Annotated in this window: 18 protein-coding genes; 5 read left to right on the top strand and 13 right to left on the bottom strand. The window is 43.2% G+C overall.

What is annotated here, in order from left to right:
* Positions 1–39: 39 nt before the first annotated feature.
* The 4 genes from C7475_RS08175 to C7475_RS08160 all read right to left on the bottom strand — a co-directional run bounded on the left by C7475_RS08175 (position 40) and on the right by C7475_RS08160 (position 5,463).
* Positions 40–1,710: an FAD-dependent oxidoreductase gene (locus C7475_RS08175; protein WP_110052890.1), complete on the bottom strand. Its 1,671-nt coding sequence runs from the start codon at positions 1,708–1,710 to the stop codon at positions 40–42.
* Positions 1,711–1,764: 54 nt separating this feature from the next.
* Entirely contained in the window at positions 1,765–3,171 is a 1,407-nt protein-coding gene (locus C7475_RS08170; protein ID WP_110052889.1) for an ATP-binding protein, read from the bottom strand.
* Positions 3,172–3,398: 227 nt separating this feature from the next.
* Positions 3,399–4,406 (bottom strand): alpha/beta hydrolase, encoded by a 1,008-nt coding sequence (locus C7475_RS08165; protein ID WP_110052888.1) that lies wholly within the window; start codon positions 4,404–4,406, stop codon positions 3,399–3,401.
* 133 nt (positions 4,407–4,539) lie between these two features.
* Positions 4,540–5,463 carry an AraC family transcriptional regulator gene (locus tag C7475_RS08160; protein WP_110052887.1) on the bottom strand — a complete coding sequence of 308 codons (924 nt, stop codon included), beginning with the start codon at positions 5,461–5,463 and terminating at the stop codon, positions 4,540–4,542.
* Between the two features lie 345 nt (positions 5,464–5,808).
* On the opposite strand from C7475_RS08160, the gene C7475_RS08155 reads away from it, so the two are divergent.
* Entirely contained in the window at positions 5,809–6,885 is a 1,077-nt protein-coding gene (locus tag C7475_RS08155; protein ID WP_110052886.1) for a sigma-54-dependent Fis family transcriptional regulator, read from the top strand.
* A gap of 59 nt (positions 6,886–6,944) precedes the next feature.
* Here C7475_RS08155 and C7475_RS08150 read toward each other — a convergent pair whose 3' ends face one another.
* A complete protein-coding gene (locus C7475_RS08150) occupies positions 6,945–7,811 on the bottom strand; it encodes a pirin family protein (protein ID WP_110052885.1) in 867 nt (288 codons plus the stop codon).
* Between the two features lie 402 nt (positions 7,812–8,213).
* Here C7475_RS08150 and C7475_RS08145 point away from each other — a divergent pair, with 402 nt between their 5' ends.
* Both C7475_RS08145 and C7475_RS08140 read left to right on the top strand, forming a co-directional pair.
* Complete coding sequence (locus C7475_RS08145; RefSeq protein WP_110052884.1) at positions 8,214–9,311, top strand: radical SAM protein; 1,098 nt, start codon at positions 8,214–8,216, stop codon at positions 9,309–9,311.
* 3 nt (positions 9,312–9,314) lie between these two features.
* A complete protein-coding gene (locus C7475_RS08140; RefSeq protein WP_110052883.1) occupies positions 9,315–10,361 on the top strand; it encodes a Gfo/Idh/MocA family protein in 1,047 nt (348 codons plus the stop codon).
* On the opposite strand, the gene C7475_RS08135 is transcribed toward C7475_RS08140, so the two are convergent.
* The 4 genes from C7475_RS08135 to C7475_RS08120 all read right to left on the bottom strand — a co-directional run bounded on the left by C7475_RS08135 (position 10,349) and on the right by C7475_RS08120 (position 14,780).
* On the bottom strand, positions 10,349–11,752 hold the full coding sequence (locus C7475_RS08135) for a hypothetical protein (RefSeq protein ID WP_110052882.1): 1,404 nt from the start codon (positions 11,750–11,752) through the stop codon (positions 10,349–10,351). The genes C7475_RS08140 and C7475_RS08135 overlap by 13 nt on opposite strands.
* Positions 11,739–12,743 (bottom strand): FecR family protein, encoded by a 1,005-nt coding sequence (locus C7475_RS08130; protein ID WP_110052881.1) that lies wholly within the window; start codon positions 12,741–12,743, stop codon positions 11,739–11,741. Before C7475_RS08130 ends, C7475_RS08135 begins: the two co-directional genes overlap by 14 nt.
* 27 nt (positions 12,744–12,770) lie before the next feature.
* On the bottom strand, positions 12,771–13,325 hold the full coding sequence (locus C7475_RS08125; protein WP_110052880.1) for an RNA polymerase sigma-70 factor: 555 nt from the start codon (positions 13,323–13,325) through the stop codon (positions 12,771–12,773).
* Between the two features lie 114 nt (positions 13,326–13,439).
* Entirely contained in the window at positions 13,440–14,780 is a 1,341-nt protein-coding gene (locus C7475_RS08120; protein WP_110052879.1) for a Gfo/Idh/MocA family protein, read from the bottom strand.
* Between the two features lie 276 nt (positions 14,781–15,056).
* Here C7475_RS08120 and C7475_RS08115 point away from each other — a divergent pair, with 276 nt between their 5' ends.
* A complete protein-coding gene (locus C7475_RS08115; protein ID WP_158286449.1) occupies positions 15,057–15,953 on the top strand; it encodes a glycosyltransferase family 2 protein in 897 nt (298 codons plus the stop codon).
* Between the two features lie 25 nt (positions 15,954–15,978).
* Here C7475_RS08115 and C7475_RS08110 read toward each other — a convergent pair whose 3' ends face one another.
* From C7475_RS08110 to C7475_RS08095, 4 genes are all read right to left on the bottom strand, one after another.
* On the bottom strand, positions 15,979–17,280 hold the full coding sequence (locus C7475_RS08110; RefSeq protein WP_110052877.1) for a hypothetical protein: 1,302 nt from the start codon (positions 17,278–17,280) through the stop codon (positions 15,979–15,981).
* Positions 17,281–17,305: 25 nt separating this feature from the next.
* The gene (locus C7475_RS08105) at positions 17,306–18,940 is read right to left on the bottom strand and encodes a vitamin K epoxide reductase family protein (RefSeq protein WP_110052876.1); all 1,635 of its coding nucleotides are present in this window, start codon (positions 18,938–18,940) and stop codon (positions 17,306–17,308) included.
* Between the two features lie 62 nt (positions 18,941–19,002).
* On the bottom strand, positions 19,003–20,373 hold the full coding sequence (locus tag C7475_RS08100) for an HlyD family secretion protein (protein WP_110052875.1): 1,371 nt from the start codon (positions 20,371–20,373) through the stop codon (positions 19,003–19,005).
* Positions 20,373–22,562: a peptidase domain-containing ABC transporter gene (locus C7475_RS08095; RefSeq protein ID WP_110052874.1), complete on the bottom strand. Its 2,190-nt coding sequence runs from the start codon at positions 22,560–22,562 to the stop codon at positions 20,373–20,375. Before C7475_RS08095 ends, C7475_RS08100 begins: the two co-directional genes overlap by 1 nt.
* Positions 22,563–23,440: 878 nt before the next feature.
* Here C7475_RS08095 and C7475_RS33405 point away from each other — a divergent pair.
* Complete coding sequence (locus C7475_RS33405) at positions 23,441–23,572, top strand: hypothetical protein (RefSeq protein WP_255412644.1); 132 nt, start codon at positions 23,441–23,443, stop codon at positions 23,570–23,572.
* Positions 23,573–23,620 lie beyond the last annotated feature (48 nt).

Genomic DNA, 23,620 nt, shown 5'->3' with positions numbered 1-23,620 from the left:
ATATACAGGGATGCAAATGTCGTATAAATAGACAGAAAGCTACTTAACTTCTGCAAGGTATTTATGCACAAAACTGATCGCCATAGAGCCTTCACCTACGGCAGCGGCCACCCTGTTCATGGCGTGAGCACGCACGTCTCCGGCGGCGAAGATACCTGGACAGCTGGTTTCCAGCAGATAAGGATCACGGTTCTGCTTCCATATCTTATTAAACGAATCGTAGCCCTGCAGGTCCCTGCCCGTTTCAATAAACCCTTTTTCGTCTCTGATAATATCCAGCGCTATCCAATCAGTGAACGGTTTGGCGCCAATAAAGATATAAAGGGCGTCGGCGGTAACAAGCTGCTTGTTCTTCGTATCTATATTGCAGAGGCAGAGCTGTTGCAGTTTGTCTGTTCCCATTGCCTCGGCAATTTCTGTCTTAGGCATCAGGGTGATATTAGATGTACCGGCAATCTGCTCTATGAGGTAGGCAGACATGGTGCTGCTCAGATCTTCTTTACGGATGATGATATAAATGTTCTTCGCAAACTTGGACAGATACATGGCTGCCTGACCGGCAGAGTTACCTCCGCCTACAATGAAGACTTCTTTATCTGTACAGGCAGATGCCTCGGTAGTCGCCGCGCCATAGTAAATACCGGCGCCTGTGAAGTCTGATATACCTTTGGTTTCCAGCTGACGATAATCCACACCGGTTGTAATGATCACGCTGCGTGTATTGATCTCCGTATCATCTTCCAGCACTATCTTTTTATAACCATCTTTCTGCTTGATATCTTTTACAGATTGTGGCGTAATGAATTCCGTTCCCAGTCTTGTTGCCTGTGCAATTGCTCTACGGGTCAGTTCTGCACCGCTTAATCCGCTGGGGAAACCGAGGTAGTTCTCAATGCGCGAACTCGTCCCTGCCTGTCCGCCGGGCGCCCTTCTTTCTATCAACAATGTTTTTAGTCCCTCGGAAGCGCCATACACACCGGCTGCCAGACCAGCAGGTCCTGCACCGATGATGACTACGTCGTACACATCCAGTTTTACCTGCGGGTTCAGTCCTGCCTTACGGGCTATATCAATGATCGATGGATTGGACAGGTAACTGCCATCCTCGAAGAAAACCATTGGGAGGTCCTTAATGGTAAGGTTGTTAAGACTCAGCAAACGGGTAGCGTCTTCAGAGGCCTGTACATCCAGCCATTGATAAGGAATAAGATTTCCGGCAAGGAATTCCTTGATGGAATGTGATTTTTGGGAGAACTGATATCCCACAACCTTGATACCCTTGAAATCGGGACGGTATATCGTTTGCCAGTCATCAAGCAACTCGTCAATGATGGGATATAATTTTTCCTCTGGAGGACTCCATGGTTTCACCAGGTAGTAGTCCAGTTGTACAGAATTGATCGCCCTGATTGCAGCATCTGTATCCGAGTAAGCAGTTAATAGCACACGCCTGGCATCCGGATAAAACTCCATCGCTTTTTCCAGGAATTCCACACCCTCCATTTCAGGCATCCGCTGATCTGAAATGAACATCGCCACTGTTTCTCCTTTATTCTTTAATTCAAGTAAAGATTCCAGTGCTTCACTTACTACGGTTGTGCTTATTATTTTATAACTATCGCGGTATTTACCTTTGAGATCTCTCACAATGGCACGTAAAACCTGTGCATCGTCGTCAATACAGAGAATAAAAGGTTGATTGTGATTCATATGTTCAGTTCTTAGAATGGCATAAGTCAACTCAAAATTAACTTATAAATACAATTATCCGTGAATAGGAAGCGACACGATAAAACGGGTCTCTCCCGGTTTCGATTCCACATTCAGATAACCTTTATGCTGACGGACAATCTGTGATACTATATCCAGCCCCAGTCCTGTTCCTTTACCAGGTTCCTTTGTTGTAAAGAACGGGTCGTATATTTTTGCGATGATGTCTGCCGGTATGCCGGGACCATCATCCGTAATGATGACCTTCAAACAGTCTTTGTCCCGCTCGGTTTTGATGGAAAGTTTCCCTCTTTTATTTACCTCCATTGCGTCCAGGGCGTTGTCGATCAGATTGGTCCACACTTGGTTCAATTCTCCTATCAGCGCACGAAGAGGAGGTAAATTGATATCATATTGCTCTTCCAGCTCAATGTTCCCTTTGCGTAATTTATACTGGAGAATAGAGATCGTATTGCGGATGCCATCATGAATATTCGTGAGCTGTTTATCATAACCCTTATCCATATGGGTAAATGATTTTACAGAGCCCACAAGGTCTGCGATCCGTTTAGAGGCCTCTTCAATATCTGATACGATCTTTTCTGTGATCAGGTTATTATTGATCCAGTTAAACACCGGAGAGATGTCACTTGCACCTAGCCTTTGCCTGAAATCATCGAGATGTTCCAGCGTAAAACCAAATTCGACGAAGTTTTCTGCCAGCTCCACACTGTTCTCAACATTCAGGTCATCCAGCCATTCGGTCAGCTCATCTTCTTTCTGTGAGCGTTGTACCAGTGTCATGGACGATTGTTGCGATTTATGCTGTGAAAGCACTTCGAACATCGTTTCCTTGACAAGATCTATGGCAGCAGCGTCCATACGGATCTCCATGATCCTTTTAAAGAACTCCGGCTGTAACTGGAGGTGTTTTTTCATGGAGTAAGCACCTCTTACCACCGCCGCTGCCGGATTGTTCAGTTCATGGGCCAGTCCTGCAGACAGTTTACCCAATGCCATCATTTTTTCACTTTGGCGCAGGAAGGAAGTATAGTCCCGCACACGGTTCGTCATGATGTGCACGAGTGCCTGTGTGAGTTCAAAATGGGTGCGGATCAGTTCCTGTATCTTTTCTATAGGTAGATTGAGTACGACAGTATCCTCTATCACTTCTCCAGCCACCTGGTAATTCGTGCCCCTTGAAAAAGGAAGATAGCCAACTATTTTGCCAGGTTCCACTATCAGCAGTTCCCGCAGCTCATTATTCTGTATCTGGCATATTCTCACGAGGCCTGACACGATCAGCTGAGTGCCGCGCATCATATCATCAACCTTGAACATATAAGTGCCGGCAGGATATTCTTTACGTTCACTATTGTCTATAAACCATTGCAGCTGGTTATCGGGAACGCCCTGGAGCGTATCAATAGTGTGCATCCATTCAACAGTGATATTCGTCATGTAAGGGTTATTATGGGCAGAAAGATACTCATAATTCAGCTAGGTTCCCACAGTCATCGTTGTCGGATTTACGGCTTGACTGGTTTAAATTATCATGGTTCCAAAACATATAGCCCGCCAGGGCGGGCCATAAACTCTCAAGTATGAAATAGGCTATAAACACCTGCTGCGTGCTGCATACGTTACACGCAGCAGATGCCAACAGCCTTTGACAAGTGATGTTCTACTTATTTCAGCGCATTTTTCAACTCGCTCGCTACATGGCGTAATGCAGATTGAACTGCCGGTACGTCTGCGAGTGGATTCAATAAACCATAATCATGGATCATTCCCTGAACACGCATAAGTGTAACCGGTACGCCTGCTTCATCCATTTTACGGGCATACGCCTCTCCCTCGTCCCTGAGTACATCATTCTCCGCTACCTGAACAAGGGTAGGTGGTAATCCCTTCAGGTCTTCCAGGGTGGCCTGTAAAGGCGATGCATAGATCTCCTGCCGTTGAGGCCCCTTCGGCATATAATTATCCCAGAACCAGATCATCATATTCCTGGTCAGGAAACGGGACTCGGCATACTGATGATAGGAAACGGTATCGAAACTTGCGTCAGTCACCGGCCAGAGAAGCACCTGTAATTTGATCTCAGGTCCTTTTTTGTGCTTCGCCATTAAAACAGTAGCAGCGGTCATATTACCTCCAACGCTGTTACCTACCACGGCGAGACGTTTACCATCGATGTTCAGTTCAGCACCATTAGCAGCGATCCATTTGGTGGCGGCATATGCTTCGTTAATCGCTACCGGATATTTCGCTTCCGGTGAGCGGGTATATTCCACAAATACGGCCACAAGGCCGGAATAAACTACCAGGTCTCTGACAAAGCGCTGATGTGTCGGATAATCTCCCAGTACCCAGCCTCCACCGTGAATGAACATGAACGCAGGCAGCACTCCGGTCTGACCTTCCGGACGTACAATGAAGAGTTTTACACTCAGTCCGTCTTCACTGATCGTCTTTTCGGTAACAGTAACTCCGGAAAGATCAACCTTCACAGATGTCTGTGCTCCTTCCAGCACTTTACGCGCATCTGCCGGCGCCATCGTTTCCATCGGGTCTCCGCCGCCGCTGTTCAATACATTTAAAAAGGCTTTAACATGAGTGTCAATTGCCGGGTCGGTAGCCGGGTCCAGTACTTCGATGTCTTCAATGGTGTTCCTGATTGTTTGTTCAGTCATATTATTATCTTTTTATGGGTGTTAATAAATGTGGGCGTTTACAAAGCTATCATATAGACACTGCCGGAGCAATGGCAGAATAATGGTGTCAGTTGTATAATTCCGGGAATAACAATCAAAAGATGAGGGAGAGTTACAGTGATGCAGGATCAGTTACAAGCCCTTTTTTGAAACTGCTGAAATTCATCCCAGAGTTGTTCTTGAAATACTTACTAAAATGAGAATGGTCTTCGAATCCAAGATGGTAGGCAATTTCTTTCATACTCACATTAGAATCCAATGCCTGTCTTTTTGCCTCCGTGATAATATGATGCTGTATATGTGAGCTGGCCGGGGTGCCTGTTATCTTTTTTACAATACGATTGAGATGATTGGCAGTCACAAAAAGTTCTCCGGCGTAATCAGCCACAAACTTCTTAGTCCTGTAATGGACCTTCACAAGAGAGATGAATTTCTGTACAAGTTCAATTTCTTTAGACTGTGCCAGTTCTTTCATTCTGGGTTGTAACTTACGTGAGAAGTGGATCACCAGTATATTCAGCAATCCGGCCAGTATTTCCGACCTTAAAAGATAATGATGATCATACTCTTTCGCAATTCTTCTCACCAGATCTTCTATTTCTTCGTGCATTTCTGCATCTACTGTAATGACAGACATGCTCATGCCATAAATGTTGGTATCAAGCCAGGTAATGCCCACGGTATAGGTAGCCCAGCGATAGAGGAAGTCCCGGGAGAAGGAAATATGATAACCCCGCACTTCCCCCTGTAGCCTGCAGGTTCTCACCTGACCGGGAGTTAGACAGTAGATCATATTGTTGCTAACAGGATGCTGAACCGTATCAATAAAGATCTGTCCTTTCCCGGTTTTGAACCAGAGGATCTCAAAATATTGCAACCTTTCCTGACGTTCGTTCAATACCAACTGATCATATCCCCTTTCTTCCAGTATATGGAGCTCAAAGTGATTGTTCCTGTCGGGCCTGAAGTCTCCGGAAGCACCAGGAACATTGGGTAACGCAAATGTGGTGGCGCCATATGGGACTTTGCTGTTCATAGTAATGGTTTCAGTTTTTTAAATAATACTAATCTGGTGCCATACTGTAATATGTTGATTATTATATTTTTGCAGGAATTGTACTTGTGTTCATTATTCATATATGAACAATTGACCAATATATTATTGCTATTTCAGGAACTGCTGATTGCGATATTACAGCTGTCGTTTCCTAAGACCTCTTTCTTGTATATCGCTATCTTTTTAAGTCGTTATTCATATATGAACAATTGTATAGTAATATTGTTGATCAAGGATGTGAATAGCTTATGAACATTGGATATGCCGGGGTAGTACAAGTTATTTTATAATACTGTATTAATCCCTGTGAAACCAGGTGCAAACATGCGATCATCAAAATCTTATATGCCACAAGAGTTACCGGACATCGATATGCCCCATCAGATCATTGCCAACATTCTCGGAAGGGAAGACGCCTGCAGTGAGGATACCTATAAAGATATTATAGGCGCCGGTCCGGAAATGCAGCACATATTCCATTTGTTGTCCCAGGTAGCTGCCGCACAGAGTACCGTGTTGATCCTCGGAGAAACAGGTACAGGAAAGGAGCTGATCGCAAGAGCTATTCATAGCGCGTCCCCCCGCTGGAACAGGCAAATGGTAAAAGTTAACTGTGCTACATTACCGGCTAATCTTATCGAGAGTGAGCTGTTCGGTCATGAGAAAGGCAGTTTTACCGGTGCTACTGAAAGAAGAATAGGGAAGTTCGAGCTGGCGAACCATGGCACCCTTTTCCTGGACGAGATAGGTGAAATGCAGCCAGGTCTCCAGGTGAAGCTCTTACGTGCCATACAGGAAAAAGAGATCGAAAGGATAGGAGGTAAAAAGACGATTAAAACAGATGTGAGGATCATCGCTGCAACAAGCCGTAATCTTCAGAAAGAAGTAGCAGAAGGCCAATTTAGAAATGACCTGTTCTATCGTTTGAACGTATTTCCTATCGTATTACCTCCCTTGCGAGATAGAATAGAAGATATACCCCTGCTGGCAGCCCATTTTATTGCCCGTTTTTCCCGGAGCGCAGGTAAGAAAAATGTCCGGTTATCAGGCGCCGCCATGAAACAGCTGATGGCTTATAACTGGCCCGGTAATGTTCGTGAACTGGAACATGCGCTGGAAAGAAGCATACTACTGATGCAGGGCAATGTTATCCAGGACATTCATTTATCTTCAGTTCAACCTGTAATGGAGAAAAAGTTCAGGGCAGACGAAGACTATAGCAGAACACTTGCAGAAGTAGAACGGGAATACATCCTCGGTGTGCTGAATAAATGTGGGGGAAAGGTGTTCGGGCCAGGTGGCGCAGCAGAGATCCTGGGACTGCATGTTTCAACATTGAATCACCGTATCAGGAAGCTGGGTATCCAGAAAGCACATATGTACTTTTTGAAGAAACCATAGCAGTCACCAGATTCTGTACCTGCAATTATTGGCCGGATGCAACGGCCTCCTTACATTACTTACCTATATGCTATTGTGCCATATTTACCTTCAAAAAATTCCCGGTAAGCAGTCGCTATTTCCGCATGACTGTTCATTACAAAAGGACCCTGACTAACTATTTCTTCCGTATACGGTTCCCCGCCGAATAACAAAATATCTACCGATTTTATATGCGGGTTTTCAAGCACGAGATCATCACCATGCTGTCCGAAGATAATGATCTTGCTATTTCCTGCCGGAGTACCATTGATCATTACCTCGCAGGCTGGTACGAAGGCGGCGCATTCCAGATTCGCTTTTGCCTGTAATGTGAACGACGCTTTAGGACACAACTTAATATGGTAAATGAACTGCTCACTGTATGTTTTTACCGGAGATACAGTTGTTCCAAAACTACCCAGCAGAACACGTAATGTACCTGCCCGTTCCGGCAGCTGCAATTCCGGTATGGCATCAGGCTTTACTGCCATATATTCCGGTTGCTCTGACTTGTTCTTGGCCGGAAGATTGATCCAGAACTGGAGCGAATGAAAAATGTCGCCATTAAGCTGGCTAAAGGGTTTCTCGTCATGCATGATACCGCTGCCGGCTTTCATCCACTGTGCGCCACCGGCACTTATTACATCATGATTGCCTTTGCTGTCATAGTGCGACAGCTGTCCGTTAAGTACATAACTAAAAGTAGCAATGCCCCTGTGAGGGTGGGCAAATTCTCCTGTAGGGATGCTGGTCGTACCGTCTTTAATGGTTACAGGATATACGTGGTCCAGGAATACAATAGGGCCTACTGCCTTGAAGCTTTGTCCGGGGAGGAGCCGGTTCACCAGCATATCGCCAACGCTGGAATTTACACCACCATATATCGTTTCAATGACCTTTTTCATGAAGGATTTTTATAGATGATCAATAGCGATTACTATTTTATAAAATATCAAAGTTACAATGTCGTACCTGAACGAAACTTGATGCAATACATGAAGTTCCGTTGACAAAAATCAAGTAGGAATAACAGTGTGATTTAAATGTATATAGTATAACAGTGTAACCCATTTAGCATAACAGACAAAAGTTTTTTCTTCAGCGTAAGGGTATATGTCAGTTGTTGTGTTGTTAATAGCATAGACCAATTGCTAACTAAGTGTAATGCCTGACCTATGGAATATGAAGAACATCAGAAACATGAGATGATTGCAAAGATGCTGGCCTATCTGGTACTGCCTCTTGTAAGTGCTATGTTTATCGTGATAGTAGTAGTCCTCATTTATTTGTTCTGTTAAATAATATTCATGTATACAACTGCCGACTATGTTTCACGGGCCGCGAGGTTTGTGCATAACCAGCTGCAACCGACGTCAAAGAAGCTATCTACACTGATGCTTTATGCCACTGACCTGTGTCAGTCCCGTTGCAAGCATTGCCTGATATGGGCAAAAAGACCTGTAGTACATCTCCCAATGGAGAAGATCGTTGAGATCATGCAGAGCGACTGTATTAGCAAGTCGACCAATATTGGTCTGGAAGGGGGGGAGTTCCTGCTGCATCCACAGGCTTTTGAGATCCTGCAATGGTTCAGCAGGTTTCATCCGGCATATGACCTTTTATCTAATTGCCTGGACGCTGAGAAGACCATCAGGGCTGTAAAGGAGTATGCGCCGAAACGTTTGTTCATTTCATTGGATGGAACAAAGGAAACGTATCAGTTTATGCGGGGAAAAGATGGATACAACAAGGTACTCCGTGTTATTAAAGAACTACACAAAGAGAGTAACATATCTGTTATGTTCACATTATCGCCGTATAACAGCTTTGATGACCTTCGTCATGTTATGCAGGTGTGTGCTGAATATGGGACAGACTTGCGGATCGGTATCTATAATAATATCTCCTATTTCGATACAGTAGAAACGGCACATACTGATAATGTGATTGCTAGCGAAGTGCCTGCCGTAACTGCTGCCCGTCTGGAGATACCAGCGGATATTATTCAGGACCTGCAGTCGTTTGATGAAAACCTTGATTTCCTTCAACTGTATAAATACTGGCAACAGGGAGAATTGAAGATGCCTTGCTATTCAATTTTCGATAGTCTGGTAGTGTTACCTAACGGCGATGTACCCATCTGCCAGAATCTGGACCTGAAGCTGGGAAATGTCTATGCAAATACGCTTGATCATATCTTCAATGATGCTGCTACGCACGAAGTACAGAAGCATCACTGTCACAACTGTAATGGTTGCTGGATCAACTTTCACCGCAAATATGACATCACATTGCTCAGGCAATCAGAGCGCTTATTGGGTAATATGATCACAGAAAAACTGTTTGGAGATTATCAGTGGAACAAACAAAAAGATAGTTTTAAAAAGGTAATGGCAAAAGTGTAGACCATGTTGGATTCGGCTATAGAAGCATATAAAAAATGGAGAAGAACAAAGCGGTTAGACGGACTATTTAGCGATGGTCCGTCCTTCGCTTTTATAGGAGTAGGGCAACACAGCATGGATAATTTGTATCCGGTAATATTAAATATGGGCGTCCGGATTAAATACCTTTATTCACGGGACTTACGTGTTGCCAGCGAAGCTGCGTATCTTTTTCGCGGCTGTACCGGCGTTTCTGATCTATCCTTTATATTAAATGATGCAGGAGTGGAAGGTGTTTTTATCTGTATGAAGAATGAACATCAGTATCCGCTCGTGAAGGCTTGCCTGGATGCCGGTAAATATGTGTTCGTTGAGAAACCCGCTGTCAACAGTTATGCAACGTTACAGGAATTGATCGCTCATCCTCATGCAGATAAATGTATGATAGCGTTCAATAAACGTTTCAGTCCTTTGAACAGGCAACTGAAGAAGAGTGTTGCCGGTACTTACAGCTATCAGGGCCGGTATATTACAGGCGCATATCCGGAAGGGGACGCCATCATGGAGTTATTCTGTCATCCCATAGATAACATGCTGCAGATCTTCGGGCCTGTAGCACACTATTCGCTGTTGCATCATGCAGCGATAAAAGGTGGTATACATCTTCAACTGGTACTAAGACATCAGCAGGCAACCGGTGTCCTGGAGCTATCCACCTGTTATTCCTGGGCAATGTTCAGCGATACGCTGAATTGTCTTACTCCACGTAACGTAATTGATATATCATATCCTGGTAGTTTCCGTATAATGCCTTTAGACAGGCAGCTGGCAGGAGTACCTGTCAACAAGATCTTCAACAGTGAACGGCAGTTGAGTGAGAGTAACTACACAATGACAACGCCGGTAGCTGCTAATAATCCCGTAGTACAATATGGTTATAGGGATGAGATCACGTATTTCGTAACACAGGTAAAACAAGGTAAAAGACTGGAACGAGCGGCGCCTGCAACATTCATAGATACATTCCGTTTGCTGGACGAAATAAAACAGATTATTGGTCAGAAGCGATAGTTAATGCCTGCCTGTAAACCGATCCAGGTTTTTACATTTTCTGGCTTCTCGGGAGGTGTGCTACTGGTAGTGTAAGGAGGCCGAAGGATCATATAGTCTCTATCCCTGGCGATCAAAAAGTTATTAATGAAAGCCGGATTTATCTGCCAATCATTCCTGTAATAAACACTTTTGAGATGGTTAAATACGGGACCAGCATATACTGACCAACGTGCAGCAATATTCTTTTGTGCAAAGAGACTGATTCTTTGTAAGCGGCTATGTGTATTGATGGTAAATTGTGTGACGCTGGTATCAAACACCGGGCGTACGTTAGCTGCTTTTGACAGTTTACCTGTAGTCGCTTCGAGCTGTATCAGCCAGCCGTTCTTCAGCGGATAGCTGCTGCCTGCTCCATAACGAAAGCCTGACGCAGAAAAATTAGTACTCCAGCCAGCAATGCCATATAATAATGTAATCCCTGCTCTCACCTGGAAATTGGCATAGAGCACTTCATCTGCCGCAAAACCTGTAGCAATAAAGGGTTTAAAGAGCCCCGGTTTTTTATATATGCGCCGCTGCCGCTGTTGTGGTATCGTTGGCCGAATTATCAATAAAGTAGGACTTGACGGCTTTACTGGCGTCATCATTATAGCTGTGGAAGTCAGGTAGTTTAACGTGTATGGTTGTTGTTTGCCAGCTGATAGACTATCGTTGGCTATGTCTGCAAATGTGTTATCCGTACTTCCGGAACTTATATTATTTGTTATGCCTTTTCCTGCATCTGGATAATTTGCAGTAACGGTATCCCGGTGTATGCTATTACTATCGTTGGATGATCTGGCCGTTTGTACGGCTTTCTCATTACCCGTATCGTTACCTGATAGAATTGACTTCTTAGTGACATGCTGTGCAGGTTTTGCCGGATTATGATGTTGTGCCGCACTACCTGCTGGTTTGTTTAACGGTGGTTTAGATTGTTTAGCCACCGCGTAAGTGTGTTGTTCCTGATTTGCGCCCGGCAGGGTAATTTGTTGCTTTGTTTGTCCTCTTGCAGTTGCCTGGTTAACATTATTGAGGTTTGCTGACTGGTGAAAAATAATGTGCTCCCGATAGATAGTATACTCTGCGCCAGTAGCCTCTTTTATCATTGCCAGCAGTTGGTGGATGGAATAGGAAGTATGCGGCAACCATAGTTGTTTCTGAGCTATTATTTTTTGGGCATTGAAGGATAATATCAGGCCTGTCTGTGCTGTTATAATATCTCCCAGCATAATAATATTCATCTTCTTCTCCGGCACACGCACCTTTGTATCCAGTGAAGGCGGAACTGTTTGCGCTTTAATGCCGGTAAATATGATCATCCACACTACACTCAGGGATGTTTTTCTTAGTAACTCAATTACATTCATTCCCTTTCAGATAAATAGTAGGCCCATCCATGCGGTACTGTATAGACAATGAGGCTGCTATGACCTCCATTATATATTCGATCGGCATGTTATTAAATGCAGTAGTGATCGTACAATCAGCCAGTTTTTTATTTTCCAGGATGATCTTTACATCATAGGCTTTCTCCAGGGCACGTACAACGGTTTCCAATCTTGCAGCCTGGAAACGAAATACTTTAGTGGCATAAGCATAGTCATTACCGCTTTCCATTTTTGTTACAAGAAAGCGATGTGCATCCACATAGTATACTCCCCGCATACCTCCCTTGACAATCACACTGTCGCTGCTGTCAAAGAAAAGTACAGCTCCATTATCAACTTCTACTGTAACACTATCTGTTGTTGTGTGTACATTAAATGCTGTGCCGATCACTTTGATGCCCAGCATCCCTGTATGCACAATAAACGGCTTGTTAGCATCAGGAGTAACGGAGAAGTAGCCTTCGCCTTGTAGTCGTACAGTCCTGTGAGCGCCGGTAAATGAAGCAGGATATTCCAGCCTGCTGCCTGGTGTTAATACTATACTGGACTGATCTGCCAGGGTATCATACAGGATACCGTCCGGCCGGGATATCGCCATTGACCTGACTGTTGCAGTTTCCCCCGGACGCAGGAAAAACAGGAGGCCGGTTCCCAATGCTAACAGGAGTGTAGCAGCAATGGCGATGCGGAAGAAAGATGTAGGTTTAAGCAGTATTTTTTTACCGGGTCCTTTTGATGAATGTGTATCGATATTTAGCCTGCCCAGTTCCCGTTGGAGATCAGGGGCGATATAAGTACCTTCTTTACCGGCGTGCGACCATAACTGCAGATATTGTTGCAGCAAGCGATCGTTGTCCGGAGCCCGCTCTATCCATTCGTCAATGGCAAGTGCTTCCTCCGGGCTGGCTTCTCCTGCAAGATATTTTATCAGCAGTACTTCAGATATCGATGTGTTTTGTTGATGGCTCACTGGGTAAATATTATTTCATGCAGATATTTATAAAAGATGATTGATATACCACAGTATAATTACCGTCAGGAGGTAATCCGCCAGCTTTTCACGCATCAGTCGTAATGCTTTACTCATTTGTGCTTCGACTGTTTTTACAGAAATGTTCAACTCTGTTGCTATCTCTGCATACTTTTTACCTTCCTCACGGCTTTTCAGGAATATGATCCTGCATTGTTCAGGCAGGGCACCGGTGGCCCGGGAGATGTGTTGTTCAAGCTCCCTGGTCAACGTTTGCTGTTCCGTACCCCCCTGCATAAGGCTGTCCTTATCTCCGTTTTTATAGGACATATACCTGTTCCGGGCGCCTTCCTTACGAATAACGTTCATACTCAGGTTGTGTACGGACCTGTATAGATATCCCTTTATATCGTCTTCAAAGATGACGGTTTCACGTTTTTCCCACAGCCTGGCAAATACGGTTTGAATGATGTCATTGGCCTCCTCACTGTCCCGTAATAAGGTATACGCATACCGATGCAACCTTTCATAACAGGTATGAAAAAGTTGTAGGAACAGTTCAGATTTATCTTGTTTCTTCAATTCCGTTAGTTACCCTGATGCTTGTTGGCGCAATAATCCAATAGTATAACACAAAGGGCAGAAGATACCCTTATGCGAGGTGAGAAAATATTTTTAATACTGTCTCTGTAGCAATCAGACTTTCGGCGCCCATCCTTTTTCATACTCCCTCTTCCACAACTTCATAGCATCGGCATCGTTAAGGATGTGGCCATTGGAAGGATCCGTATGTAATACCTTGCCTGTACGTTGTGCAATGTTACCCAGTAATGGAAGCAGGGTACTGCGGTATGCGACGTTTATTTCGGCATTCAGCCTGGCATTGCCGCGGATGCTTTCCAGGAAGTTATTGATATGTATTGCATCATAGAATTCGCCGGCAGGACTAACAGTGTTGACAGCACTTTGATTTGTATTGGTCGATTGTTTAACATCTTTCACAACCTTCCCCTTGATATCTGTTATCTTGTAACTATCACCGCCGGTATTGTATAAGGTGCCATTATCTCCGAAAATGGCGAATCCGCGATCGCTGCCTTCCAGGTTGTATGCACTGCAGCTACGGCCTTCCCAGGAAATAGCTTTGCCGCCTTCAAACTCAAAGTTGAGGGTTTGGGTATCTGGTGTTTCCCAGTCGGTATCTTGTGGATAAGCATAACGTCCACCAGCGGAGGTCACTTTGGTAGGGAAATCCAGGTCCATAAACCAGCGAAGGCAGTCCAGTTCATGCGTGGCGTTATTGCAGGTTTCAGAAGTACCCCAATGCCAGCGCCAGTGCCAGTTGTAGTGAACGATGTTATCCAGGTAATCGCGGCGTGGCGCCGGACCTTGCCATAAATTCCAGTCCAGGGTACTTGGTACAGGTATCTTCTTGCCGATGCCTATTGGCTGACGGTTATTGGTATACCAGCTTTTCCCATAGTATATTTTACCTAATACATGTTGTTCCTTCACCTCTTTTATAGCCTGTTGCAGATTAGGCCAGGAACGGCGCTGACTGCCCATTTGTACAAGACGGTTATACTTCTTTGCAGCAGCGATCAGTAGTTCGCCTTCCGCCGGATTTTGAGCGCAGGGCTTTTCTACGTATACATGTTTGCCGGCGGCTGTAGCCATAATGGCCGCTGGAGCATGCCAGTGGTCAGGAGCAGCAACAAAAAGTGCGTCAAAGTCTTTGCGCTCCAGTAACTGACGGATGTCTTTTATAACGGTCGGCTTGCGATCCTGTGCACCGGCAATAGCCTTAAGGCCCTTCGCAATGGCGCCGTCTTCAACATCACATACATACCCGATCTCAGCCCCTGGAAGTTTCGCGGCGCACTGTGCCAGCCAGTTACCTCTGGAATTGACGCCCATTACGCCCAATACCAGCTTGTTACTGGGAGCGTTTTTCCCGAAAACCGGAAAATTAAGGATAGTTAGACCTGCTCCTACACCAGCAAGGCCGCCGGTTTTAATAAAATCTCTTCTTTTCATAACGATGACCTGTTTATCGGTTTTAATGTTTGTAATGGTAGTTTAGAATAGGCATCCTAATGTAAAAAAATAAAAATGGGAACGAAAGAATTTTTGATGAGCGAAGAGAAGGGGCATAAAAAATATCGCCGGCTCATACACAGCCTGCTTTTTTTTCTTTATATTGTTTGAATATTTACCCGGTTATAATTAGTTGTTACCCGTTCCTGAATATTATCAAAAAATCAACGAATACTATAATCTTGCATGAAACCTAAGACCCTTATATCTGTTATAATGCCATGTTATAACGCCGGAAAATACGTAGGCGGCGCGATAGAAAGTATACTTGGTCAGTCCTTACAGAACTTTGAACTGATTATAATCAATGATGGCTCTAAAGATAACAGCCATCAGGAGATATTTCGGTATAAAGACAACAGGATTAAATACATACCATTTAGCAAGAATATAGGTAATTATCCAGCCAGAAATGCCGGTATATCGATCGCAGAAGGAAAATATATTTGCGTTATGGATGCTGATGACATCGCATATGAGAATCGTCTTCAATTGCAGTATGATTATCTGGAAAGTAATCCCAGAACCGGAGCCATCGGAGGGCAGGGAAAGATTATTAACAATAATGGTGAGCTGACCGGGAAACTGACTAATCCTGTCGTTCCATTCCGGCAGCTGCAGGTACTACTTCTAATGAATAATTTTGTTGCACATCCAACATTCATGATACGTGCCTCATTAGTACGCAAATATCAGCTCCGTTATGATGAAAACTATTTTTATGCGTCAGATTTCGATTTCATCTCCCGGTGCTGTACTTTATTTCCCGTTCAAAATATTGATCATGAGCTTATCCAATACCGGCATCATTCGCAACAGATATCGTCAAAGCACCACGCCATGCAGGTGGAATACGCAGATCGTATCAGGTTGTCCCAATTAAAATTCCACAATTTCGAGCTGTCCAATGAGGAGAAGCGGATTTATTTGCAATTGATGAAAAGAATGGCATTTTCCTCTAAAGAAGAGCTAACTGAAGGACTGAACCTGTTAAATAAGCTAATGAAACAGAACCTTCGTTTAAGAGCATTTAACCAGAAGTTCCTGTTCGGTTTTTTTGATTATGTGCTTGCTATCGCTCAGGAAAAAATGATTGTAGGGAATGTCTCCTAATGCCATGTGCTATACCTTATTCTATTCAGATAACAACTGTATGCTGCAATTGTGGCCAGAAATACCTGGTAGAAGCCTCTTCTAGCTCAGCAAAATTAAGACGGGTTTCTTCAAATATATGCTGATCATCTACGGAACTGGAAATAAACGGATAGATCAGCATTTTGTTAAAGGTCAATTCATTGATCAATTCCGAGGGCTTCACATTCTCGTCAAATGATTCTTCCAGCAGCCTGTCATAGAACTTTTTGAATATTACCAGGAAGGGAGCCGCAGTGCCACCGGCAACCCAATAGCGTGACGGGGCCACTGGTATTGCACGATAGAAACTTCTGCAACCGGTCAATAAAAGATCAATTCCCTGGTAATGCGCCTTGATAATGTGATCAAACAGATATTCTTTTGAATAGTCTGCGGTAAAAATGTGGTTATCATTGCAAATGATAATAAGATCTTCGTCACGTTCTTTGCCCATTCGTACCGCCTCTCTGATCCCTTCCCATCTATCAATGTTGGTGCACTCACCGTTTTTTCCGGTTTCAATAAAAAAAACTTCAAACTCCGGTTTTCGGGAGAATTCTTGTATTATCCTATCTCGGTATGTTTCCGGCTGTGTTATAATAAAAACGGGTAAACAGATTTGAGATAGGTCGTAGTCTGGTATCTTCTTTTGAACATCATTGATTTCTTTCTGATAATAATTTGAAACGATACGGAGCATGTCAATGCCATTCACACTATCGCCAAAAAGTTCTTCAAGTCTGCCTTCTTGTGCATTTCGTGCCGTTACATCTGAATAGCCAAAATATATTTGCGTCGAAACGGGTTTACTAGTGAAATACTTTCCGGTAGTGAGTGAGGCAATCTTATAATCGGCATTATCTCCAACGCCGAAATCCGCAGATAAGATCTTTTCGTAGAATTTCCTGTAGATGATCATAAACTGCGTACCGGTGAATTTAGCTACCCAATGTAATTTGTCGTTGACAGGTAGCGCGGAATCAAACCAGCTTACAGCACCTAGTAGTACATCTCCACCTTCTGCTTCACATTTTGCAATGCAATCCATTAGATAGTCGGGAGAATATTCTTCAGTGAACTGATGATCATCTTCGCAAATCAGTACATAGGGCCAGTCTTTCTGACTTGCGGTGCTTATGATCCTGCAGATACTTTGCCACAGACCTATTGCTCCAATATGGTGTTCGCAGGCTTCTATTACCTCAATAGAAAACTCTGCTCTTCCGCCAAATTCCTTTTCGATATGCTCCCGACGATCTGTGCGATGCTTTAAATTTATGATGCGGGTGGGGATAATATTTTTCATAACTGTAAAATGAATATTATGAAGATTACGCAATGAAAAAATTCTTCAGATCGTGTGCACTATATAATTGCGGAAGTTCATGGTCATTAATGAAGATTGTGGGTGTCCCAGATATTTCTTCAACATCGCACCATGTGCGCATAGCTGAAATTTTACTGTTATGTATCGTTAGGTCCTCGTAAACGGGATATTTAGCTGCGAAAATCTCATAATTCTTTTCACTTGCCAGATACCAATCATCAAGGGCTTGTTTCATCAGCGTATCATCCTTCAGTGCGGCTATGGAAAGGAAATGGCCTACAGGAAGCCGCTTTACATCTGAGTCTTCCGTTGTCGCCGTAAAAATGATCCGAAGTTCCACATCCGGATTGTTCTGAATAAGTTCTTCTATTGGTACATGTGCTTGTGCACAGGGATCACAATAAGGGTTACATACCTTAATAATTTTATTAGGGGCGCCAGGCGTGCCGAGTACAATACCGACACCCTCAACGCTTTTCCGGATGGCTTTTTGCTTTTTCAGCAAAGCGTCAAATATAATGGGGTCATATTTTAAACGGTTTAACTGATGTTTACTATGCCTGGTGTTCTTTGCTTTCTTCAGCACTGGGATAAACAACAGAAGAGTGAGCAAGGGGAGTATGTAGGATGTTACTGCACTAAAGATCAGGGAGGCGTCGGTAACACCGGAAACAATCTGTGTCATCCATCCGCCGGCAAGCGTAATGGCGGCTTGTGATACCAGTAAGCCCTGTACGTACAGGCAAAGAATACACCATTGTTTGGCAATACGCCATTGGTAAAAGACAGAATAAATGGTAAAAGGGAATGAAAGAATACTAAATAATCCTGCAAGGGCGAGTGTAGCTGGATTAGTCAGGCCATTTAACTGGAAAAGCAATACCGTTCCAATAAAATAAGAAAGGCCAATCATGCTCCAGCTTATGCCTCCTATCTTTGCGGCATCTGATTGGAGAATGGCATTGCAATTCACTTTTTTTGTTGCCTTGCAGATTTGCCGGATTACGGGGCTGTAATGGTCAAGCTCATACCATACCAGTAGGATACCAAGGCCGACGCCTGTTACAGAGATTAGAAAGTAGATCACAGGCAACAATGCAGCCGGTCCCGCATATATGAAGGCCTTGCCAATCGTAATACCCAAAATGAGTAGCAGTAAAGTGGCCAATGCAGGCCTGCTAATATGTTTTATCGTTTCTTCACGATGTTTTTGTTTGTAATCAGGCTCTCCGGCATCGGGTGCGGGTTCTGCCAGTAACACGATGCCGGTGCTTATTTTTTTAAGATCTTTTAGGGAGATCCATATCCATTTTCTTTCTTCAGGATTAAACATCCTGGCCTTCTCTCCGGAAATATCACTAATGACAGTAAAATATTCAACCTCGTCCTTCCCTTTTTTTAATTGAGTAATATAAGGTGGTGGAATATTGTCCATTTGGTCCGGCGAGAAACTTGCAGTTATGTTTTCAATATTATATCTGCTGAATACATCGCTTATACTAAGCAAACTTGGATAGTCCGGATGATCTTCCACCTCGTTCTGAAGGGTTGTGGCAGACAGTTTCACACCGAGTATGTCTAAAAATAGCTGCGCCGCTAAAGGGCCGTTGGGTTTGGGTTCAGTGAGTTTCCAAAACATGGAGCAATAGAAGATTTAGTTAAAAGTCAAATTTATCCGAGATGGGTGATTACATAGTTTTGTCATTCTGTTTTGACTACATTCTGGTACAATCTCTCCAACAACCGCATATCTTTTGTGATTACCCTGACCTGCAACTTTAACCTGTCTTTATAAGGTATACGGGTATGCATGTTCGTGATCAATCCCTGGCTCAGCCTTATTGTCGCCAGAAAACCACTGTCTGAGGGTATATCGGAGATGTAAGACACCGTTCCTGTTACCTGTCCGAACTCCTGATAGGGATAAGCGTCGAACCGCAAAATGGCTTTCATCCCTGTATCAATTTTGCCGAAGTTATCCTGTTGTAAGTTTGCTTCAATATAGACTTGCGGATCTCCTTGCGGAGCGATAAAACCGATAAGTTTCCCTTGTGGCATTTGTTGGTTCTCCTGCACCGGAGATACAAAAGTGATCTTACCGTCTAAGGGAGATATCAATAAGTATTTTAGCATCCATTCGTCTAAAACACTTGAAAAGGTTTGTAGCGACTGCTCAAAGATGTCCGATTGCAGAGAGATCTCGTACGCAAGCTGGTCTATTTCTTTTAGTTTGTCGTTCATTTTCGCTTGATTTGATAACAATGATGAATTGGAATGCTCAAAGGATAATTGTTTTCCGAGGTAGGCACTTTTTGCTTTCCTGAACTCTTCTTCAGCTATAACATGCTGCTCAAAAAGCTGGCGATTCATCTTGTAAGTCTCTTCCGCAATTTTTAGATCCTGTTCTTCCAGTTGTTTCTCACGTTGTATATTCTCGTTTTCTTGCCGGATATGTTCAATATCTGCTTTTAGCATATTTTTCCTTCTTATATAGTATCCGTCAAACGTGTAGTTTTTAAATAGTTGCAATGCTTTGATAAATTCCTGGTAGTTCCGTTGTATTTCACCCAGGTTAGGGGTCCGGTCATCAAAGCTTTGGAGCGCCTCCTGTACATGCAGTTTGCGAAGATTTTCAATACAATGGTCTGTTTGCTGCCTGATTTTAGCAATTGATTGATAATCTGCAGTAGATTCCATCCAACCTATAACCTCTCCCTTTTTTACAAAGCTGCCGTTAACAGTAAATAATTTTTTTAATCTGCCCTCCTGGACAATTATAATTTCTTTTGGGAAGTTTGTAGACGTTAGGTTACCGTTGGTCTCGATTACATCAGGATACTTTATCATCCATGCAACCAGGAGGATAGTAAAAAGTATTGAGAGAAATACGAATAAGGCCCATCTCTCTGCAAACGCAGGTTTCCTGGAAATGATTTCCTGCACTACTTCAGAACGATCGATGATTTCAGTCCCATGTTTAATTCCAGGGTTTGATATCAGTTCTTCAGATAATTCCAATGAAGAGCTTATTCCATTCTGGGATACTACCCTTGAGTTTGAAATGTTATCCATTACCTGCCGAGTTCAAGTTGATTTTTTACCAGTTCATAATAACGTCCTTTTGCGAGCGTCAACTCTTCATGAGTACCTTCTTCTGCTATTTGTCCCTCATGCAGCACAATTATCTTATCTGCATTTTTGACGGTACTCAGGCGGTGGGCAACTATTACTACCGTTCTTCCCTCAAAAAAAATCGCCATATTTTCTACAATGGCTTTTTCATTATTAGCGTCGAGTGCATTGGTCGCTTCGTCAAAGAACAAATACTCCGGATTTTTATAAACAGCCCGAGATATCAGCAAACGTTGCCGTTGTCCCTGGCTGATCCCCAATCCATCGGCGCCAAGTTTGGTATTAAATCCATTTGGAAGCGCTTCAATGAATTCCAGGATATTAGCAATACGACAGCTTTGTACAAGTTTGTCATAATCAAGATATTCATCTCCGACTGCAATATTCCGTGCAATTGTATCGTTGAAAATATATCCATCTTGTAGTACCGCGCCACAGTTAGCCCGCCAGAAGCTATGGCTCATAGTGCGCATATCACTTTCTCCTATTTTGATCTCTCCCTGATATTCATCATAAACCTTAAGCAGCAATTTTAGCAGCGTTGTCTTACCGCTGCCACTGACCCCTACTATTGCAGTCACCTTACCACTTGGAATGATAAGATCCAGGTTTTTTAAAACAGGACTATTGGCTAATCCGGGATAGGAAAAACTGAGCTGATTTATCCTGAGACTCCTGTTTTCAGGCAACCTTGTATTAAAGGTCCTGTCCCCAGGCTCTTCATCTGTCAGCGTATGTATCTCGCTTAACCGTTCCATACTGATCTTTGCATCCTGGAAGTTCTGTGCCAGTCCAATAAACTGCTGGACAGGACCGCTTAAGGAACCGATGATATATTGAACAGATAACATCATACCAAATGTGAGCTGACCTTCTACTACCAGCTTCGCTACCATAAAACTGAGCAGAATATCCTTTCCTTGTGTGATCAGCAAGGCCCCGGCAGACTGCCACTGATTGTAGTCGAGCGATTTAAAATTTAGCGTTATCAGTTGTGCCTGGATATTTTCCCAACGCCAGCGTTTACTTTTTTCCGCATTATTCAATCTGATATCCTGCATGCCTTGAATCAATTCCAGGGTAGCAGCTTTTTCTTTAGCTGACAATGCAAATACATCATTATTGATCCGGCGGCGAATACGGAAAAACAATTGGATCCATGCGAGGTAAAGAAGGTTACCTGCCATAAATATCAGGAACAATGTCACGCTATACCATACAAGTATCACCGCATAAACGCCAAAACTGAAAATGGAAAAGATAGTAGTAAGCGTCTGGCTGGTAAGAAATGATTGTATCTTACCGTTATCACTAATCCTTTGTAGTGTGTCTCCCGTATGCCGTGCATCATAGTAGGACAAGGGCAGGCGGGTAAGTTTTATCCAGAAATCAGAAAGAATAGAAATGTTGACTGTACTGGATATTCTCAACTGAAGTCTGCTTCTTATGAAATTAATAACAGCAGTACTGACGGACAGCATCAACTGTGCACATAATATCAGGGTAATAAAATTGAGATTACCTGTATTGATACCATTATCCACCATACTTTGTGTGAGATACGGCATAATAAGTTGTATCAACAATCCCACCATCAATGAAATGAATACCTGTGTTAGCATCCAATGGCTGCTTTTCAGGTATTTCATGATTATGCCCCAGTTGAGCTTGTGTTCTTTTTCATCGGCTGCATCGTAAAAAACAGGTGTTGGTTCAAGTAGCAGGGCCGTTCCCGTTTTCTCCTGGTCCTGTTTTTTATTCGATCCCCATTTTCTAAGAAAATCGGTTCGCGTGTAGGTGACTACCCCCTTTGAAGGATCCGCTATTTTAGCGCCCTTCTTATTAATATCAATAAGAATAACAAAATGATTCTGATTCCAGTGAAGGATAGCAGGGACCGGCGCCTGTTGCAGTTTCGAATAATCGATGTGCACACCACGTGTTATGAAGCCCAGCTTCTCCGCTGTTTCACTAATGCCAAGCAATGAAACGCCCTGTTTGCTTAGCCCTGCTTTTTGGCGGATACTGTCTGTGTTGTAATGTTTGCCATAATACTTTGCAATCATTTTCAGGCAGGTAGGCCCGCAATCCATAGCGTTTAGCTGTTTGTAGAAAGGGAACGACCTCATTATAGAACTTGAAATTAATTGGAGGAATTTTTACAATACATGCTATGACACTCACAATGATCATGGGTTATATAATAGCATGACACCGGGTAGTGGGATATATGAGCAGCTATCAACGGATTTTTCATATTCATGAAAGGCCAGGGTTTAATCTTGAGGTCATTTTTTCAGAAATCGGGTTGGCAAATTCTGGGTCATTTTGACACTCAATGGTAATTGAGAATAGAATTTTAATATCTGTGGAATTAAGATAAATATATAAAAGTTCGCGGAATGCAAGTATAATTTTTTTTAGATTTTCTATTCGCGAGTCTACTAGAAAAGCCAGCACTGTGATGTGATTAATTTTTGTGAATATTGTTTGGATTTGTATAACGCATAACATATCTTGAGCAGAGATTCTTTAAAATCTAGAATGAATTCCCGTTAAAAGAAAAGTGACAGCTAATATTCTATCGTTTGTAACCAACTGAATATTGCTCTTGCGCCATTGAATATTTTTTAACTCAAATCCCTATTAGTTCCATGTTCTGGAGATTTGTTCAACTCAAAGCCCGAGGGCTATTAGCGGCACGGTTGTATTGCATTTTCCTGTTCTTTTATTAAAGGATACTAAACGTATAGGCTTATGCAAGCCGGAGATGTTCTGATTGCATAGCATCCTTTCTCATGCATACATCTAATACTATGTAATCGTAAACTACTTGAAGGCTGAACAAAGGGTAGTGCGCGCCTACCCCGGAAGGTCTTTCAGGGGCCAAATGAGCTTTGGCTTATTTTTCAAGAAAAATGAAATAAAATGAAGAAGCTTAAACTAAAGGCACTAGACCTCGGTGCAAAGGAAGTACTTTCCAGAAGTCAGCTTAAGAACATTCTTGGTGGATCAGACCCCTATGGAAGCGGTAGTGGTACCGGTACAGCATGCTCTGCCACTGCCTGGTGTTCCAGCGATCGCTCAATTACCTGTGACGGATATGATTATTGCTATGGTCGGGATGGACATTCCGTAACATGCTCTAATGGAAATGGAACACCCAAAACCATAAAATGCTTTTAGG

The sequence above is a fragment of the Chitinophaga sp. S165 genome (genome assembly GCF_003182155.1).
Taxonomy (GTDB): Bacteria; Bacteroidota; Bacteroidia; order Chitinophagales; family Chitinophagaceae; genus Chitinophaga.
Note: the sequence above shows the minus strand (reverse complement) of the source record. Positions and strands in the feature narration are given on the sequence as shown.

What these genes read in the sequence shown, in the direction of transcription:
- C7475_RS08175 (WP_110052890.1), bottom strand. Translation starts at nt 1,710, where the DNA reads ATGAATCACAATCAACCTTTTATTCTCTGTATTGACGACGATGCACAG.
- C7475_RS08170 (WP_110052889.1), bottom strand. Translation starts at nt 3,171, where the DNA reads ATGACGAATATCACTGTTGAATGGATGCACACTATTGATACGCTCCAG.
- C7475_RS08165 (WP_110052888.1), bottom strand. Translation starts at nt 4,406, where the DNA reads ATGACTGAACAAACAATCAGGAACACCATTGAAGACATCGAAGTACTG.
- C7475_RS08160 (WP_110052887.1), bottom strand. Translation starts at nt 5,463, where the DNA reads ATGAACAGCAAAGTCCCATATGGCGCCACCACATTTGCGTTACCCAAT.
- C7475_RS08155 (WP_110052886.1), top strand. Translation starts at nt 5,809, where the DNA reads ATGCGATCATCAAAATCTTATATGCCACAAGAGTTACCGGACATCGAT.
- C7475_RS08150 (WP_110052885.1), bottom strand. Translation starts at nt 7,811, where the DNA reads ATGAAAAAGGTCATTGAAACGATATATGGTGGTGTAAATTCCAGCGTT.
- C7475_RS08145 (WP_110052884.1), top strand. Translation starts at nt 8,214, where the DNA reads ATGTATACAACTGCCGACTATGTTTCACGGGCCGCGAGGTTTGTGCAT.
- C7475_RS08140 (WP_110052883.1), top strand. Translation starts at nt 9,315, where the DNA reads ATGTTGGATTCGGCTATAGAAGCATATAAAAAATGGAGAAGAACAAAG.
- C7475_RS08135 (WP_110052882.1), bottom strand. Translation starts at nt 11,752, where the DNA reads ATGAATGTAATTGAGTTACTAAGAAAAACATCCCTGAGTGTAGTGTGG.
- C7475_RS08120 (WP_110052879.1), bottom strand. Translation starts at nt 14,780, where the DNA reads ATGAAAAGAAGAGATTTTATTAAAACCGGCGGCCTTGCTGGTGTAGGA.
- C7475_RS08115 (WP_158286449.1), top strand. Translation starts at nt 15,057, where the DNA reads ATGCCATGTTATAACGCCGGAAAATACGTAGGCGGCGCGATAGAAAGT.
- C7475_RS08110 (WP_110052877.1), bottom strand. Translation starts at nt 17,280, where the DNA reads ATGAAAAATATTATCCCCACCCGCATCATAAATTTAAAGCATCGCACA.
- C7475_RS08105 (WP_110052876.1), bottom strand. Translation starts at nt 18,940, where the DNA reads ATGTTTTGGAAACTCACTGAACCCAAACCCAACGGCCCTTTAGCGGCG.
- C7475_RS08100 (WP_110052875.1), bottom strand. Translation starts at nt 20,373, where the DNA reads ATGGATAACATTTCAAACTCAAGGGTAGTATCCCAGAATGGAATAAGC.
- C7475_RS08095 (WP_110052874.1), bottom strand. Translation starts at nt 22,562, where the DNA reads ATGAGGTCGTTCCCTTTCTACAAACAGCTAAACGCTATGGATTGCGGG.